We start from the raw sequence: 15641 nt of genomic DNA, 5'->3' as shown, positions 1-15641 counted from the left end.
GCCCCGCCCGCATGGACCGCCCGGCGCGGCGCCGCGCCGGGCGGTCCATGCGGCCCGGGACCGCCCGGTGCGGGTCCGCCCGGCCCGTTCCCCCCGCGCCCACGGGCCGCGGGCCGCGGTGCCGGGTTTCGGCCTGCTTCGCGTGGATTGCGCCTTTCGGGTCACCATTGACCTATCAGCAGATCATTTAGTAGGCATCGCCACCGGGCGGCACTACGCTGCGCCCATGAGCATGCTCACTCCCCCCGGCATGGGCGGAAAGTACCGCGTCACGGGAGCCGCCTACCCCCGCATGAGCCGTAAGCGGAGCCCCCGTCGGATCGTCTTCGCCGTGCTCGGCTCGGTCCTCGCACTGGCCCTGCTCGGCTACGGGGCCTTGCAGCTCATCGACGTGTTCCAGGGCGACAGCCCGAAGCGGAACACGGCCGCGGGCGCCAAGGACTGTCCGACGAAGGCGGCCGACACCGCCGCCAAGCGCGGCCCCGAAGCCGCCGCGGCGGCCACCCCGAAACCCGCGGTCGTCCTGCCCAAGCCCGCCGACATCACCGTCAACGTCTACAACGCGACCCCGCGCGCGGGGCTCGCCAAGGCCGTCGGCGACGAACTGCGCAAACGCGGCTTCAACGTCGGCAACGTCGGCAACGCCCCCGCCGACTTCGACAAGAAGGTCCCCGGCACCGGGATACTGCTGGGCTCCCCCACCACCGACAAGGCCGCCTACAGCGTGCTGGGCACCCAGCTCGCCGGCACCACCCAGCAGACCGACGCCCGCGAGACCGCGGAGATCGACCTGATCCTGGGCGATGCCTTCAAGGACCTGAGCACGAAGGAGGACGCGGACAAGGCGCTGGCCCTGCTGGCCAACCCCGTGCCCGCGCCCGCCGCGAAGTGCTGACGCCCCGGCGCCGCGAGGCCCGGACGCGCTGACGCGCCGGGCCGGCGCCGGGTGGCTACTCCGCCGAGCCGTACATGCGGTCGCCCGCGTCGCCCAGGCCCGGAACGATGTAGCCGTGCTCGTTCAGCCGCTCGTCCACCGCGGCCGTCACCACGGTCACCGGCGTGCCCGCCAGCTCGCGCTCCATGATCTCGACGCCCTCGGGCGCGGCCAGCAGCACCACGGCCGTGACGTCGTCCGCGCCGCGCTTGATCAGTTCCCGGATCGCCGCGACGAGGGTGCCGCCGGTGGCCAGCATCGGGTCCACGACGTAGACCTGCCGCCCGGAGAGGTCCTCGGGCATGCGCGTCGCGTACGTGGAGGCCTCCAGGGTCTCCTCGTTGCGGACCATGCCCAGGAAGCCCACCTCGGCGGTCGGCAGGAGCCGCACCATGCCGTCGAGCATGCCGAGGCCGGCCCGCAGGATCGGCACGACCAGCGGGCGCGGGTGCGAGAGCTTCACGCCGGTGGTCGGGGCGACCGGGGTCTCGATGTCGGCCTGCTCGGTGCGCACGTCGCGGGTGGCCTCGTACGCGAGCAGGGTCACCAGCTCGTCGGCGAGCCGACGGAAGGTGGGGGAGTCGGTGCGCTTGTCGCGCAGGGTGGTGAGTTTGTGCGCCACCAAGGGGTGATCGACGACCTGCAAACGCACAACATCCTCCAAAACTCGGCCTGCGACCTGCAAAAACGGCCGCGAGACGCGACCTGCACCCAAAAGGCTACGCGCTGAGCGGGCCCCCGCGCGTCCGTCTGGGGATGCGACCCGCGCGGGAGCCCACCAGGCTGGACTGATGAGCCACGCACCGGTGATCGCCGCCGTCGACGGATCCGAGCACAGCCTCACGGCCCTGGAGTGGGCCAGGGCCGCGGCGCTGCGGCACGGTACGGGGCTCCTGATCGCCCATGTACTGCCCGACCACGCCCAGTTGTACGCGGGCCGCCGGGCCTCGCTGCACGACGCCTCACAGCCGGAGGAGTTCGCCGACCCGGTGAGCGACCGGATCCGGGCCCTGCTGGGCGGCGGCCCCGGCCTGCCGGAAGGGGTCACGTACGAGTCGCTGGAAGGCTCCGTCCCCGAGGCCCTGCGGGTGATCGGGGCCGAGGCCCTGATGCTCGTGATGGGCTCCCGCGGCCGCGGCGGCTTCGCCAGCCTGCTGCTCGGCTCGAACAGCCGCGCCGTCGCGACGACCGCGCCGTGCCCGGTGGTGGTGATCCCCCACGCCGAGCGGAAGGCGGCCGACGCCTCCGCGGAGGAGTCCGCCGGGAAGGTGGTGCTCGGCCTGCACGCCGCCGAGACCCCGGACGACGTACTGGCCTTCGCGTTCACGGAGGCGTCCGTGCGGGGGACCACCGTCCAGGTGGTGTCCGCGTACGCCATACCGCCCGCGCCGACCATGATGATCGACGCCCCGTTCGCGGTGATCCCGCCGGAGGGGCTCCCGGACGACGGGGACGCCGTACCGGCCGAGCGGGAGATGCTGCGGTCCCAGAGCGAGCGGCTGGCTCCCTTCCGCAGCCGCTACCCCGAGGTCCCGGTCGAGCAGGCGGCCGTGCCGGGGGACGCGGCGGGCCGGCTGGTCATCGCCTCGCGGTCGGCGGAGCTGGTCGTGGTGGGCCGCCACCATCCGCGGCGCAAGGCCATGGCACTGCTGATCGGCTCGGTGGCCAACGCGGTACTGCAGCACGCGCACGGCCCCGTGGCCGTGGTCCCGACGCTCCCCGCCGAGGCGTCCGACGCCGCCTGACCGTTCTGACCTGCGGTGGGGTGGCATCAAACGGCCCGACCGGGGGAAGGTGGGTGCAGGGGGGAACGACCGACCAGCCCGGGGTGGTGGCCGATGGCCGACACGCAGCCCAGTGACGAAGTGCCGGAGACCGCCGCGCAGCGCCGAGCACGCCGCGCGCAGTTCCTGCGCGACCTCATGGAAGCGCGGGCGCTGCGCGACCGCGTCCAGCCCCGGCGTGCCCGCGCCGCCCGCATGCGCCAGCAGATGCGCATGCGCACGTTCCGCTGGTGACCCCTTCCCTGCGCCGCCCCCCGCATCCCGCCGACCGGGGGCCGCGGCCGCCTGAAGCCGGCGATCCGCGGCACGGGCCGGTCCGGGGGTGGTGCCGGTGGCGGCGGTCACCGCGGCCGGCCGTCCCTCCGCCCGCCGGTACCGCCCACCCGTACCGCCTGTACCGCCCACCCGTCCCACCCGCCCGTACCGCCCGACACGGCCGGGGCGCGCCCGGCGCCGAGGGGCGCCGGCGCGGGGCCCGGCCGCGCCCCCGGACCCGTACGGCACCACCGCCCCACACCCCCCGCACGGGCCGCGCGGCGCACGGCACGGGACGACGCAAGCGCGGAAGACCTCTCGCAATGCCGCCGTTTCTGCCACGATGCCGATTGGGCGGGGCCGTACGGCGAGCACCACAGCCGTTCGACCCCATCCTCCGGCCGGGGGGACCTCCAACCGGCACGCCTAAGACCAGTGGGAGAGTCACGGTGTACTTCGCCGCACTGCTCGCGCGCACCGAAGACGGGTGGGAAGCGAGCGACATGGAACTCGACGACGTCGAGTCCCTCAGTGATCTGATCGATCTCGCCCGGTCCGCCGCTGTCGACGACGACACGGTGGTCGCCCTCATCGAGCAGGAGGACGCCTGGTTCGGCGTCGTCCGCGTGGACGGCGAGGAGGACCCGCGGTACTTCGTATCGAACGCCTCCGCGGCCGCCCGCAGCTCCTACGGCTCGATGCTGACCAAAGAGCTGCTGGGCAGCGACGAGGAGGACGACGAACTCGACGAGCTGGACCTGGACGGCACCGAGGACGGCGAGGAGGAGCCCCTCACCGCCTTCACCGACGAGACCGACGACGAGGACGAGCCGGGAGGGGCCGGCGCGGAGCCGGTGCCGGCCGGTCCGCTCGGCGACCCCCAGTTGCTGGACGACCTCGGCGTCACCCACAAACAACTGATGACCCTGGACGGGGACGCCCTCTCGGAGATCGCCGAGTCCCTCGGCGCCACCGAGGTCCTGGAGGCCGTTCGCTAGTGCTCCCTCCGCACCACACGCACGACACGCATGACGCGCACGACCCCGATCCCGTACGGGACCCGTGGCGGGACTCCATGCGCCTGGCGCTCCAGGAGGCCGCCCGGGCGGTGCCGGCCGGCGACGTGCCGGTCGGCGCCGTCGTGCTCGCGCCCGACGGCACGGTCATCGCCGCCGGGCACAACGAGCGCGAGGCGACCGGCGACCCCACGGCGCACGCCGAGGTGCTGGCACTGCGCCGGGCCGCGGCCGCTCTCGGGGAATGGCGGCTTCCGGGGTGCACCCTGGTGGTGACCCTGGAGCCGTGCGTGATGTGCGCGGGCGCGCTCGTCCAGTCGCGCGTCGCCCGGGTCGTCTACGGCGCGGACGACGAGAAGGCGGGCGCGGCCGGCTCGCTCTGGGACCTCGTGCGCGACCGCCGGCTCAACCACCGGCCCGAAGTGGTCCGCGGCGTCCTCGCCGAGGAGTGCGCGCAGCAGCTCACGGGCTTCTTCCGCGACCTGTGACCGGCACGGTGGATTCCGATTTCGGTGAATGAGGCTCCTTAGGCTAGGATCCATCTCGGTAGTGTGTCCGAGTGGCCGAAGGAGCTCGCCTCGAAAGCGAGTATGGGGCAACCCATCGGGGGTTCAAATCCCTCCACTACCGCTCCGTTCGAGAGCCCCGACCCGCAAGGGTCGGGGCTCTCGGCGTTCCGCCACACGGTTGTCGGGGGCCTCCGCCACCGGGTCCGCGCATCCCTACGGATGACGCCCGCGTGACCGCCCGCCCCCTCGGCCGTTGTCACGGCATGACCAAGACCCAGCGCATGCTCGCCGCCATCGCCCTCGCGGGGGCCGCCGCGGGACTCGCCGCGCCCGCCGCCTCCGCCGCGCCCGTGGCCCCCCTCACCCTCCCGGACCTCCCGTCGGCCGCCCCGGGCATGCAGCCCACCTCCGTCCAGGAGATCGGCGGGCAGGTCAGCGCGGGAGCCAACCAGCTCAACCGGCTGGCGCAGCTGCCGGACGACCTGGCACCCGTCATCGCCCCCGTACAGCCCCTGACCGACCTGGCCGGCGCCATCCAGTAGCCGGAAAACACGAAGAAGGCCCCGACCGGAGTCGGGACCTTCATCGCATGGGACGGGGGAAGTGGCATCGGGGGGACAAGCCACTTCCCCCGATGAGGACGGAACCTGCCAGTCCGGGCCGCAGTCAGGGGGGAAGCTTGCGGCTCGGACCCCGCAGTGAGGTCCTGTCCCTCACCCACCGGTTTCCTGCCAGAACCGGTGGGCTCACATCAATCCTGCGCCTCCCGCAACCGCGGACACACCGGCAAAGGGCCCGGAGTGTCGGGTCATTGGTCCTTAAAGGGCGGGTGAGTGTCCAAACCCGACCGGTTAGACTCACCCGACTTTGCAGGACCGGTTGGGGAGGCCGTCACCGCTCATGGACACCAAGAAGCTCATCACGGCTGCCCTCACCATCTTCGTGCTCTTCGTGATCATCACCCAGCCCAAGCGTGCGGCCGAGATGGTGGGAATAGGTTTCCAGGGCATATCGGATGCGGCTTCCGGTATCGGCGAGTTCATGACCGAACTGGTGCGCTGAGCCCGTACGCTGAAACGGCTTCCGGATTTCCCGGCCCCCCACTCCGACGGGTGGGGGGCTTTTTGCATCCCCACCACTGGGCGCAATGCCCCAGTATGCCCAACTTGCCCTCAACACGGAGATATACGGTGCTTGCACACAGTGCACATCTCTTGTGATGCTATGACCGCTTTTGACGGATGAGTTGACTGAAGGGGTGGCGTGACCGTGCCGGCCAGTACTGCGCCTCAGGTGCCACCCCAGCAGGACCCGCAGCAGGACTCCCCGGTACCGCCCCGGCAGGAGTCGCGCCAGGGGCCCCGCCAGGAGCCGCGCCACGCCCCCTCCGCCGAGGAGCCCTCGGCCCCGACCGCACCCCAGGCTCCGACCGCGCCCCCGGGCCGACCCGCGCCCCCGGCCCAGTCCGCACCGCCCACCGCGCCCCCGGCCCAGCCCGCATCGCCGACCGAACCCCCGGCCCAGCCCGCATCGCCGGCCGAACCCCCGGCCCAGCCCGCGGCCCCGACCGCGCCCCCGAGGCCGCCGAGCCGGGGCGCGGACACCCGGGCCCTGACCCAGGTCCTCTTCGGGCAGCTGAAGGGGCTCCAGCCGGGCACCAGCGAGCACAACCGGGTCCGAGGGGCCCTGATCGAGGCCAACCTCCCGCTCGTCCGCTACGCGGCCGCCCGCTTCCGCAGCCGCAACGAGCCGATGGAGGACGTGGTCCAGGTCGGCACCATCGGCCTGATCAACGCCATCGACCGGTTCGACCCGGACCGCGGCGTGCAGTTCCCCACCTTCGCGATGCCGACCGTCGTGGGCGAGATCAAGCGCTACTTCCGGGACAACGTGCGCACCGTCCACGTACCCCGCCGCCTCCACGAGCTGTGGGTGCAGGTGAACGCCGCCACCGAGGACCTGACCACCCTCCACGGCCGCACCCCGACCACCGCCGAGATCGCCGAACGGCTGCGCATCACCGAGGACGAGGTGCTCTCCTGCATCGAGGCCGGGCGGAGTTATCACGCAACTTCGCTCGAGGCCGCCCAGGAAGGCGACGGCATGCCCGGCCTCCTCGACAGGCTCGGATACGAGGACCCGGAGCTGGCCGGGGTCGAACACCGCGACCTCGTCCGACACCTGCTCGTACAGCTGCCCGAGCGTGAGCAAAGGATCCTGCTCCTGCGGTACTACAACAATCTGACGCAATCGCAGATCAGCGCGGAGCTCGGCGTCTCCCAGATGCACGTCTCACGGCTCCTCGCCCGGAGCTTCGCCCGACTGAGATCCGCAAACAGGATCGAGGCGTAACCGGAACGAGTGGAGATCATTCACGTGATTTCCGACAGAACGGGCTGATCGCCCTCTGACCTCGTCTGTCGCTGGAGATATATGTCGACTTGGCGCTACAGCGTGTTGCCGACATGTGACATTCTGCTTGAACCGCGTTTGCCGCAGCCCCGCCTCCGGTATTCAGGTGGAGGCTGCGTTCCTCCGACGGGCGCGCCGAACGCGACCGTCCGCGACCTCAAGGGGGTGGCATGTCCGTAGACCAGGGCAGCTCCAAGGTGCTCACGCTCGTCAAGAGCGCGGCCCCGGCAGCACCGCCAGCGTCTGACCGCTCGGAAGCCATCGACACCCGCACCCTCTCCCGCTCCCTCTTCCAGCGCCTCGCCGGGCTGGAAGCGGACAGCCCCGACCGGGCGTACGTACGCGACACCCTGATCGAGCTGAACCTGCCCCTGGTCCGGTACGCCGCCGCGCGTTTCCGCAGCCGCAACGAGCCGATGGAGGACATCGTCCAGGTCGGCACGATCGGCCTGATCAAGGCGATCGACCGGTTCGACTGCGAACGCGGCGTGGAGTTCCCGACGTTCGCGATGCCGACCGTCGTGGGCGAGATCAAACGATTCTTTAGGGACACCTCCTGGTCCGTCCGCGTCCCGCGCCGGCTCCAGGAGCTGCGCCTCGCGCTGACCAAGGCCAGCGACGAGCTCGCCCAGAAGCTGGACCGCTCGCCGACCGTCCCCGAGCTCGCCGCCGTCCTGGGCGTCTCGGAGGAGGACGTCGTCGACGGCCTCGCCGTGGGCAACGCCTACACCGCCTCCTCGCTCGACTCGCCCTCCCCCGAGGACGAGGGCGGCGAGGGCTCGCTCGCGGACCGCCTCGGCTACGAGGACACCGCGCTCGAGGGTGTCGAGTACCGCGAGTCGCTGAAGCCGCTGCTCGCCAAACTCCCGGCGCGCGAACGGCAGATCATCATGCTGCGGTTCTTCGCGAACATGACGCAGTCGCAGATCGGCGAGGAGGTCGGCATCTCCCAGATGCACGTCTCCCGGCTGCTCACCCGCACCCTCGCGCAGCTGCGCGCGGGCCTGATCGGCGAGTGATCCGGGCGCACGGGCTTCCCAATTGACGGAGCGTCAGGAAAACTGGCGCGATGCGAAAGGGATCTCGCGCGGCCATCCTCCTCGCCCTGTGCTGCACGGCCGCCGCCGGCCTCACCGGCTGCGGCGGCCCGGCGCGGGACGGCTACCTCGCCGTGGGCGCCGCCGCCCCGGGCCCCGAGCGGGGCGCGGGGGAGAACGTGGCGCCGCAGGGCGGGGTGGAGTTCCAGCCGCTCGGCGGCCCGTCGGCGGCGGGCGGATCCTCCGTGTCGTCGAGTACGCCGGCCGGTACGCCCGGGTCCCAGGTACCCGGCGGCTCCGCCCGGGGCGGGACCTCGGCCACCGGACCCGGCGGCTCCGCACAGCCCCCGGGCAGCCCACCCGGAGCCGGCCCGTCCACCAACGCACCCGGCACGCCCGCCGGCTCGGGAGGCTCCGGCAGCCCGGGCGGCTCGGGCAGCCCCGGCGGCCCCGGGACGCCGCCGAGCACGCCGTCGAGCCCGCCCGCGAAGCCGGGCACCACGCCCCCGGCGCCGCCGGCCACTCCGGCGAAGCTGACGCTGTCCGCCCCCGCCAGGGCGGCCGCGGGCGACCGCTGGTGCGAGCAGGTCACCGTCACCTTCACCAACACCGGTACTGCCGCGGCCCGTTCGGGCACGGTCAGCTTCGCGACGCACATCATCGGCGCCCTCGGCGTCGACTGGGCCACGATCACCACGACCCAGCCGCTGCCCGCGCCCATCGCGGGCGGGACCGCCAAGACGCAGCGCTACACGGTGTGCGTGGAGGCCTGGCGGGTGCCGCTGGGCATGCACGTGGAGACCCGCCAGGTCACGGCCGCCTGGAACTGAGCCCGGGCCGATCCGGGGCGCGGCCGGGCAGGGCGGGACCGCCGGCCGGGTCGGACTCGTGGTCGCCCCGGACCCCGTCGGATCCGGACCGCGCACCCCGCCACCGGTCAGCCCCGGGGCCCGCGGCTCAGCGCAGGACGAGCCAGGCGGCCGCGCCGATCACGACGACGAGCGCGACGGCCAGCGCCGTCCACACGCCCTTCTTGGAGCCGCCGGCCTGCTGCTGCTCCTCGCGGAGCTGGCGGCGGGTGGGCGCCTGCCGGGCCGGTGCGGCCTCCTCGACGAACGCCCGGAACATCTGGGTGCTGCCCGCGGGGTCGTAGTTGCCCTCGGGGCCCTGTGAGTTGTGGTTCGCAGCCATGGGGCAGGACCCTAGCCGGTTTTCCGATTCCTTTACCGCCCCACCCCCCGGATTCATTTGCCTGTAGCAACCATCTGCTCCTATGGTTGCTCTAAGCAACAACATGGGGGGCTGTCCGGTGACCGCGCAGACGACGGAGACGACGCAGGCCACCCGGTACGAGGAGCTGGCCCGCCAGCTCACCGGTATCGGAGCGGTCAAACGCGACCTCGCCCGCATCCTGCCCCCGGACTGCCCGCCCGGCGCCGCGGCCGTCCTCACCGTGCTCCACCGGCACGGCGAGATGCGGCTGAGCCGGCTGGCCGAGCTCATGGCCGTCGACATCTCGGTGACCAGCCGGCACGTGACGCACGTCGCCGAGCGCGGCTGGATCGAACGGGAGGCGGACCCGGGGGACGGCCGGTGCCGGATCCTGCGGCTCACGCCGGCCGGCCGCACGCTCCTCGCCGAGCTCGGCTCCCGCTACACGGCCGCGCTGGAAAGAGCCTTGGCCGCGTGGTCCCCCCAGGACGTCGACACGCTGAACACGCTGCTGGCCCGGCTCCGATCGAGCTTCTAGACAAAGGAACGACATGGTCCAGTCGGAGACGACGACCGACAACCCGCCCCCGTCCGCGACCACCTCCGCGACCACGTCCGCGACCACGTCCGTGACCACGTCCGCGACGCCGTCCGTGGCCCCGGCCATGACCCACGCACAGATCATGAAGGCCCTGTCCGGGCTGATGCTCGGCATGTTCGTGGCGATCCTGTCCTCGACGATCGTCTCCAACGCCCTGCCCCAGATCATCAGCGACCTCGGCGGCACGCAGTCCTCGTACACCTGGGTGGTCACCGCCGCCCTGCTGTCGATGACGGCGGCCACCCCGCTGTGGGGCAAGCTCTCCGACCTCTTCAGCAAGAAGCTGCTGGTCCAGATAGCCCTGGTGATCTACGTCCTCGGCTCCGTGGTCGCGGGCATGTCCCAGAACACCGGCACGCTGATCGCCTGCCGCGTGGTCCAGGGCATCGGCGTCGGCGGCCTGTCCGCCCTCGCCCAGATCGTCATGGCCGCGATGATCTCCCCGCGCGAGCGCGGCCGGTACAGCGGCTACCTCGGCGCGGTCTTCGCCGTCGCCACCGTGGGCGGCCCGCTGCTGGGCGGTGTCATCACCGACACCGAGTGGCTGGGCTGGCGCTGGTGCTTCTACGTCGGCGTGCCCTTCGCGATCATCGCGCTGATCGTCCTGCAGAAGACCCTGCGCCTCCCCGTGGTGCGCCGCGAGGTCAAGGTCGACTGGCTGGGCGCCTTCCTGATCAGCGGAGCCGTCTCGGCGCTGCTGATCTGGGTCACCCAGGCCGGCGACACCTACCCGTGGATCTCCTGGCAGACCTGGGCGATGACGGGCGGCGCGGTCGCGCTCGGCCTGCTCTTCGTCCTCGTCGAGTCCCGGGCGAGCGACCCGATCATCCCGCTGCGGCTGTTCCGCAACAAGACCATCACGCTCGCCTCGGCGGCCTCGCTGTTCGTGGGCATCGCGATGTTCTCGGGCACGGTGTTTTTCAGCCAGTTCTTCCAGCTGGCCCGCAACGAGTCCCCCACGATGTCCGGAGTCCTCACGATTCCGATGATCGGCGGGCTCTTCGTCTCCTCCACGGTTTCCGGTCAGGTGATCACCAAGACCGGTAAGTGGAAGGCCTGGCTCATCATGGGCGGCGTCCTGCTGACCGCCGGCCTGGGGATGCTGGGCACCCTGCGGTACGACACCCCGTACTGGCACATCGCGGTCTACATGGCGCTCACCGGACTCGGCCTCGGCATGATGATGCAGAACCTGGTCCTCGCCACCCAGAACCAGGTCGCCCCCGAGGATCTGGGCGCGGCCAGCTCGGTCGTCACCTTCTTCCGCTCGCTCGGCGGCGCCATGGGCGTCTCGGCGCTCGGCGCGCTGATGGCGCACCAGGTCACCGGGTACGTGAAGGACGGCCTGACCGCGCTCGGCCCGAAGGCCGCGGCGTTCGGCCACGGCGGCACGGGCGGCGGCGCCATCCCGGACCTCGACAAGCTGCCGGCCCCGATCCGCACGGTCATCGAGGCGGCGTACGGGCACGGCGTGGGCGACGTCTTCCTCTACGCGGCGCCCACCGCGCTGCTGGCGCTGCTGCTCTGCCTCTTCATCAAGGAGGTCGCGCTGAAGTCGAAGTCCGAGGCCCATGCCCCGGCGGCCGGCTCCGCCGAGCCCGCGGCCCCGGCGGAGGTGGCGGCGAAGGCCTGAGTGCCGGGCGGCCTACGCCGTGGCCGTGGACGTGGACGGGGACGTGGGCGCGGTCTTGCCTGAGGCCGTGGCCATGGCCTCGGCCTCGGCCGTCGCCTTGGCCTCGATGCCGGCGATCAGGACGTCGAGCGCGAGGCAGAAGTCGCCCTCCGGCGCCCGCCGGGCCGTGCCCCCGCAGCCGTGCAGGAACTGCGAGACGGCCAGGTGGGCGCCGGTTCGTGCGGGGTCCGCGAGGCCCGTGTCGTCCAGCAGCCGCTGCAGCGCGGCATCGAAGGCCCGGGCGTGCGGGCCGATGTTGGGATAGGCGGCGGTGAGCGGAGCCACCCAGGGGTGGTCCGCCAACAGCCCGCGGTAGGCCCGGGCCAGCGCCCGCAGCCGCCCGGGCCAGCCCCCGGGCCCGGGCGACAGGGCCAGCTCGCCCAAGGCGCGGTCCAGGGCGAGTTCGAGCAGGTCGTGCTTGGTGTCCACGTACCAGTACAGGGACATCGCGGTGACCCCGAGTCCGCCGGCGAGCCGCCGCATCGAGAACCGGGCCAGCCCCTCGGAGTCGAGCAGCCGCACGGTGGCGGTGGTGATCCGCTCCCGGTCGAGACCGGAGGGCGCCTCGCTGCGGCGTCTGGCGGGGGCGGCGGGCCTGGCGGTCAGCCACACACTGGACTCGACCGGGAGCGGATCACCGGAATCGGCCGCGGTCACCATGGAGGCACCCTCCTCACGCCAGGTGGATCAGCCCGGAATGCCCGGTCCGCCCTCTTGATGCTAGGGGGTGTGCCGCGAGGGGTGCTGGATCAGGACGTGGAAGCCGTCAGGTCGTAGAAGGTGGCTCCGCCGACCGTGGTGGCCTTGAACGTGGCCTTGACCCAGGCCTCGATGGCGGTGCCGGTGGCTCCGCCCGGCCCCCCGCCGCCCTGGCGCATGCCTCCGTCGGCCTCGCCGGTGGCGCCGCCGCCCGCGGTGCCGCCCGCGGTGCCGCCCTGGCCGATGAACCAGTGGATCTTCCCGTCCCGCACGTACTGCTGGAACTGCTCCAGGGTGGGCGAGGGGTCGCTGCCGTTGAAGCCGCCGATCGGCATCACCGGCACGCCGCCGGCCAGCTGGTAACTCGCCGCGTTCTGCGAGCCGATGGCGGCCGCCGCCCAGGTGTACCGGTCCGCGTCGGCGGTCAGGGCCGCCTTGGCCTCGGCGCCGACCCGGGTACCGCCGAGCAGGCCGCCCGGCCCGCCCTGGCCGCCGCCGCCCATCCGCTCGAGGCCGCGCCCGCCCTGGCCGCGCGCACCGCCGCCCTGCGGTGCCTGGCCCGCCTGGCCCGGCGGCATGCCGCCCTGGGGCGGGGTGTTGCCGTCCTGCGGGCCGCCTCTTTGTCCCGCACCGCCGCCTTGGGCCGTACCGCCCGGGATGCCCGGCGGCAGTTCGCCGGCCCCGCCCGCGCCGCCCCGCATCATGCCGCCCGGCCCGCCACGGCCGCCCGCGACCGCGGGCCCGGCCGTCACGATGGAACCGGTGTGGCCGGTGCTCACGGTGGTCAGGCAGTACGCGAGCGGTCCCGCCAGCACCGCGCCCAGCCCCAGCGCCGCCGTGGCCAGGAGCACCCGGCGCCCCGCCCGCGCGGCGAACGGCAGCGCGGCCGCGGCGAGCAGCCCGCCCACCAGCACCGCCCAGCGCAGCCACGGCAGATACCCGGTGGCGCGGCCGAGCAGCACGTACGACCACACGGCGGACAGCGCGAGCGTGCCGGACAGGGTGAGGAGCGCGGCGCGGGTGCCCCGCTCCTCCCACAGGACGGCGGCTCCCATACCGGTCAGCGCGGCCACGAACGGCGCCAGCGCCACGGTGTAGTACTCGTGGAAGATGCCCTGCATGTAGCTGAAGACGAGTGCGGTGATCAGCAGCGAACCGCCCCAGGCCAGGAACGCCGCCCGCGCCATGCCCTCCAGCGAGTCGGTGGCCCGGCGGGCCCGCCAGGTGATCACCAGTCCGGCCGCGAGCAGCACCAGGGCCGCGGGCAGCAGCCAGGAGATCTGACCGCCGATATTGGCCGAGAACAGCCGGTCGATGCCCGTCTCGCCCCAGCCGCCGCCTCCTCCGCCGCCGGCCCGCCCGCCGCCGCCGACGCTGCCCGTCTCGTTGCCGTTGATCCGGCCCAGCCCGTTGTAGCCGAGGGTCAGTTCCAGGAAGGAGTTGTTCTGCGAGCCGCCGATGTAGGGGCGGGAGGAGGCGGGCCACAGTTCCACGACGGCCACCCACCAGCCGCCCGCCACCACCATCGCGAGCCCCGCCAGCAGCAGCTGGCCCAGGCGCCGGCGCAGCGCGGTGGGCGCGCAGACGGCGTACAGCAGGGCGAGCGGCGGCAGGATGACGAAGGCCTGCAGGGTCTTGGTGAGGAAGGCGAACCCGACCGCGACCCCGGCCCCGACCAGCCACTTCGTGTGCCCCCCGTCGAGGGCGCGCAGGACGCAGTACACGGTGGCGGTGAGCAGCAGGGTCAGCAGCGCGTCGGGGTTGTTGAAGCGGAACATGAGCGCGGCGACGGGCGTGAGCGCGAACACGGCGCCGCTCAGCAGTGCGGCCGCCGGGCCGAACTGGCGCCGTACGGCGGCGTACAGCACCGCGGTCGTCGCCACGCCCATCAGCGCCTGCGGAACGAGGATCTGCCAGGATCCGAGCCCGAACAGCCGGACCGAGAGCATCATCGGCCACAGCGCGGCTGGGGGCTTGTCGACGGTGATGGAGTTCCCGGCGTCCGAGGAGCCGAAGAAGAAGGCCTTCCAGCTCTCGCTGCCCGCCTGCACGGCCGCCGAGTAGAAGGAGTTGGCGTATCCGGAGGAGCCCAGGTCCCACAGCAGCAGGAGGGCCGTGGAGATCAGGAGCGCGGCAAACGCGGGCCGTTCCCAGCGGGGCCGGCCGCTGTGGGCCCGGGCCTCCGCGGCCGGGAAGAGCGGGAGTGCTGCCGTGGTCATCGACTGTCCTTGGGCGTAGGGAACTCGGAGCCGCGCCGGTCGGGGAAGACCCAGGCGCGGAAGAGCAGGAACCGCAGCACGGTGGCGGCGAGGTTGGCGGTGATCAGTACGGCCAGCTCGGTGCTGTGCGCGGGGTGGGCCGCGGCCGCGCCGAGGGCGGCGAGGGAGCCGCTGGTCAGGGCCAGCCCGATGGCGAACACCACCAGGCCCTGGGCCTGGTGGCGCACGGCCCGGTCCCGGCCGCGCACCCCGAAGGTGAGCCGGCGGTTGGCGGCGGTGTTGGCGACGGCCGAGAGCAGCAGGGCGGCGCCGTTGGCGACCTGCGGGCCGGTTCCGGCGCGGAAGGCGGAGTACAGCAGCAGGTACAGCAGGGTGGACAGGGCGCCGACCGCGCAGAAGCCGAGCAGCTGGCGGGCCAGCCCGCCCTCGACCCCGGGCAGGGCGGTGCGGTCGCGCGGGTCGTCGCCGAAGGGGCGGGCGAGGCGGTCGAGCGGGAGCGTGCCGACGGCCAGGGCCCTGCCCACCCGCCAGACGCCCTTGAGGTCCTCGGCGGCGGTCCGGACGATGTGGACGGTGGAATCGGGGTCGTCGACCCAGTCCACCGGCACCTCGTGGATCCGCAGCCCGGCGCGCTCCGCGAGGACGAGCAGTTCGGTGTCGAAGAACCAGCCGGAGTCCTCCACCAGCGGCAGCAGCCGCTCGGCGACCTCCCGCCGGATGGCCTTGAAGCCGCACTGGGCGTCGCTGAAGCGGGCGGCGAGCGAGGAGCGCAGGAGGAGGTTGTAGGCCCGGGAGACGAACTCCCGCTTCGCTCCGCGCACCACCCGGGAGGACCGGGCGAGGCGGGTGCCGATGGCGAGGTCGGAGTGGCCGGAGATCAGCGGGGCGACCAGCGGCAGCAGGGCGTTCAGGTCGGTGGAGAGGTCCACGTCCATGTACGCGAGGACCGGCGCGTCGGAGCCGGACCAGACGGTGCGCAGGGCCCTGCCCCGGCCCTTCTCCTCCAGCCGGGTGCTGCGTACGCCGTCCAGTGTCGCGGCGAGCGCGCCGGCGACCTCGGGGGTGCGGTCGGTGCTCGCGTTGTCGGCGACGGTGATCCGGAAGGGGTAGGGGAAAGTACGCGTGAGGTGCTCGTGCAGCCTGCGCACGCACGGTCCGAGGTCTTTCTCCTCGTTGAAGACCGGGATCACCACGTCGAGGACGGGCTCGCCGGGCACGGGCGCGAGGGGCGCCCGGGCCGGAAGGGCCCCGGGAGAGGCGTCGGTTGGCATGCTCCGACCCTCGCGGGGTG

Annotated in this window: 17 protein-coding genes and 1 tRNA gene; 13 read left to right on the top strand and 5 right to left on the bottom strand. The window is 73.0% G+C overall.

Features of this window, described 5'->3' with window-relative positions; genetic code table 11:
* Positions 1 to 250: 250 nt before the first annotated feature.
* Entirely contained in the window at positions 251 to 895 is a 645-nt protein-coding gene (locus AB0D66_RS03290; RefSeq protein ID WP_362295888.1) for a LytR C-terminal domain-containing protein, read from the top strand.
* 55 nt (positions 896 to 950) lie between these two features.
* On the opposite strand, the gene upp is transcribed toward AB0D66_RS03290, so the two are convergent.
* Positions 951 to 1586 carry a uracil phosphoribosyltransferase gene (gene upp / locus AB0D66_RS03285; protein ID WP_069921170.1) on the bottom strand — a complete coding sequence of 212 codons (636 nt, stop codon included), beginning with the start codon at positions 1584 to 1586 and terminating at the stop codon, positions 951 to 953.
* A gap of 139 nt (positions 1587 to 1725) precedes the next feature.
* Here upp and AB0D66_RS03280 point away from each other — a divergent pair, with 139 nt between their 5' ends.
* The 10 genes from AB0D66_RS03280 to AB0D66_RS03235 all read left to right on the top strand — a co-directional run bounded on the left by AB0D66_RS03280 (position 1726) and on the right by AB0D66_RS03235 (position 8777).
* Positions 1726 to 2679: a universal stress protein gene (locus tag AB0D66_RS03280; RefSeq protein WP_362295828.1), complete on the top strand. Its 954-nt coding sequence runs from the start codon at positions 1726 to 1728 to the stop codon at positions 2677 to 2679.
* A gap of 93 nt (positions 2680 to 2772) precedes the next feature.
* On the top strand, positions 2773 to 2952 hold the full coding sequence (locus AB0D66_RS03275) for a hypothetical protein (RefSeq protein ID WP_362295825.1): 180 nt from the start codon (positions 2773 to 2775) through the stop codon (positions 2950 to 2952).
* A gap of 470 nt (positions 2953 to 3422) precedes the next feature.
* On the top strand, positions 3423 to 3971 hold the full coding sequence (locus AB0D66_RS03270) for a hypothetical protein (protein WP_362295823.1): 549 nt from the start codon (positions 3423 to 3425) through the stop codon (positions 3969 to 3971).
* 77 nt (positions 3972 to 4048) lie between these two features.
* Complete coding sequence (gene tadA / locus AB0D66_RS03265; protein ID WP_362295885.1) at positions 4049 to 4477, top strand: tRNA adenosine(34) deaminase TadA; 429 nt, start codon at positions 4049 to 4051, stop codon at positions 4475 to 4477.
* A 57-nt stretch (positions 4478 to 4534) separates the two neighbouring features.
* A tRNA-Ser gene (locus AB0D66_RS03260) sits at positions 4535 to 4619 on the top strand.
* A 142-nt stretch (positions 4620 to 4761) separates the two neighbouring features.
* The gene (locus AB0D66_RS03255; RefSeq protein ID WP_362295821.1) at positions 4762 to 5040 is read left to right on the top strand and encodes a hypothetical protein; all 279 of its coding nucleotides are present in this window, start codon (positions 4762 to 4764) and stop codon (positions 5038 to 5040) included.
* Positions 5041 to 5398: 358 nt separating this feature from the next.
* Positions 5399 to 5560, top strand: a complete 162-nt coding sequence (locus AB0D66_RS03250) for a hypothetical protein (protein WP_362295819.1) — start codon at positions 5399 to 5401, stop codon at positions 5558 to 5560.
* A 231-nt stretch (positions 5561 to 5791) separates the two neighbouring features.
* On the top strand, positions 5792 to 6850 hold the full coding sequence (locus AB0D66_RS03245; RefSeq protein ID WP_362295817.1) for an RNA polymerase sigma factor SigF: 1059 nt from the start codon (positions 5792 to 5794) through the stop codon (positions 6848 to 6850).
* 230 nt (positions 6851 to 7080) lie between these two features.
* Positions 7081 to 7929, top strand: a complete 849-nt coding sequence (locus tag AB0D66_RS03240; protein WP_362295814.1) for an RNA polymerase sigma factor SigF — start codon at positions 7081 to 7083, stop codon at positions 7927 to 7929.
* A 50-nt stretch (positions 7930 to 7979) separates the two neighbouring features.
* Positions 7980 to 8777: a hypothetical protein gene (locus AB0D66_RS03235; RefSeq protein WP_362295811.1), complete on the top strand. Its 798-nt coding sequence runs from the start codon at positions 7980 to 7982 to the stop codon at positions 8775 to 8777.
* Between the two features lie 127 nt (positions 8778 to 8904).
* Here AB0D66_RS03235 and AB0D66_RS03230 read toward each other — a convergent pair whose 3' ends face one another.
* Positions 8905 to 9138: a hypothetical protein gene (locus AB0D66_RS03230; RefSeq protein ID WP_362295808.1), complete on the bottom strand. Its 234-nt coding sequence runs from the start codon at positions 9136 to 9138 to the stop codon at positions 8905 to 8907.
* A gap of 103 nt (positions 9139 to 9241) precedes the next feature.
* Between AB0D66_RS03230 and AB0D66_RS03225 the strand changes: the two genes are divergently transcribed.
* Both AB0D66_RS03225 and AB0D66_RS03220 read left to right on the top strand, forming a co-directional pair.
* The gene (locus tag AB0D66_RS03225) at positions 9242 to 9697 is read left to right on the top strand and encodes a MarR family winged helix-turn-helix transcriptional regulator (protein ID WP_362295882.1); all 456 of its coding nucleotides are present in this window, start codon (positions 9242 to 9244) and stop codon (positions 9695 to 9697) included.
* 127 nt (positions 9698 to 9824) lie between these two features.
* A complete protein-coding gene (locus tag AB0D66_RS03220; RefSeq protein WP_362295878.1) occupies positions 9825 to 11393 on the top strand; it encodes an MDR family MFS transporter in 1569 nt (522 codons plus the stop codon).
* A 12-nt stretch (positions 11394 to 11405) separates the two neighbouring features.
* Here the strand turns inward: AB0D66_RS03220 and AB0D66_RS03215 are convergent, their stop codons facing one another.
* From AB0D66_RS03215 to AB0D66_RS03205, 3 genes are all read right to left on the bottom strand, one after another.
* Positions 11406 to 12092 carry a TetR/AcrR family transcriptional regulator gene (locus tag AB0D66_RS03215; RefSeq protein ID WP_362295805.1) on the bottom strand — a complete coding sequence of 229 codons (687 nt, stop codon included), beginning with the start codon at positions 12090 to 12092 and terminating at the stop codon, positions 11406 to 11408.
* Between the two features lie 89 nt (positions 12093 to 12181).
* Entirely contained in the window at positions 12182 to 14350 is a 2169-nt protein-coding gene (locus AB0D66_RS03210) for a glycosyltransferase family 39 protein (protein WP_362295802.1), read from the bottom strand.
* Positions 14347 to 15621: a bifunctional glycosyltransferase family 2/GtrA family protein gene (locus AB0D66_RS03205; RefSeq protein WP_362295798.1), complete on the bottom strand. Its 1275-nt coding sequence runs from the start codon at positions 15619 to 15621 to the stop codon at positions 14347 to 14349. Before AB0D66_RS03205 ends, AB0D66_RS03210 begins: the two co-directional genes overlap by 4 nt.
* Between the last annotated feature and the right edge of the window lie 20 nt (positions 15622 to 15641).

The organism is Streptomyces sp. NPDC048270 (assembly GCF_040652335.1).
In the GTDB taxonomy this organism is placed as follows: Bacteria; Actinomycetota; Actinomycetes; order Streptomycetales; family Streptomycetaceae; genus Streptomyces.
Note: the sequence above shows the minus strand (reverse complement) of the source record. Positions and strands in the feature narration are given on the sequence as shown.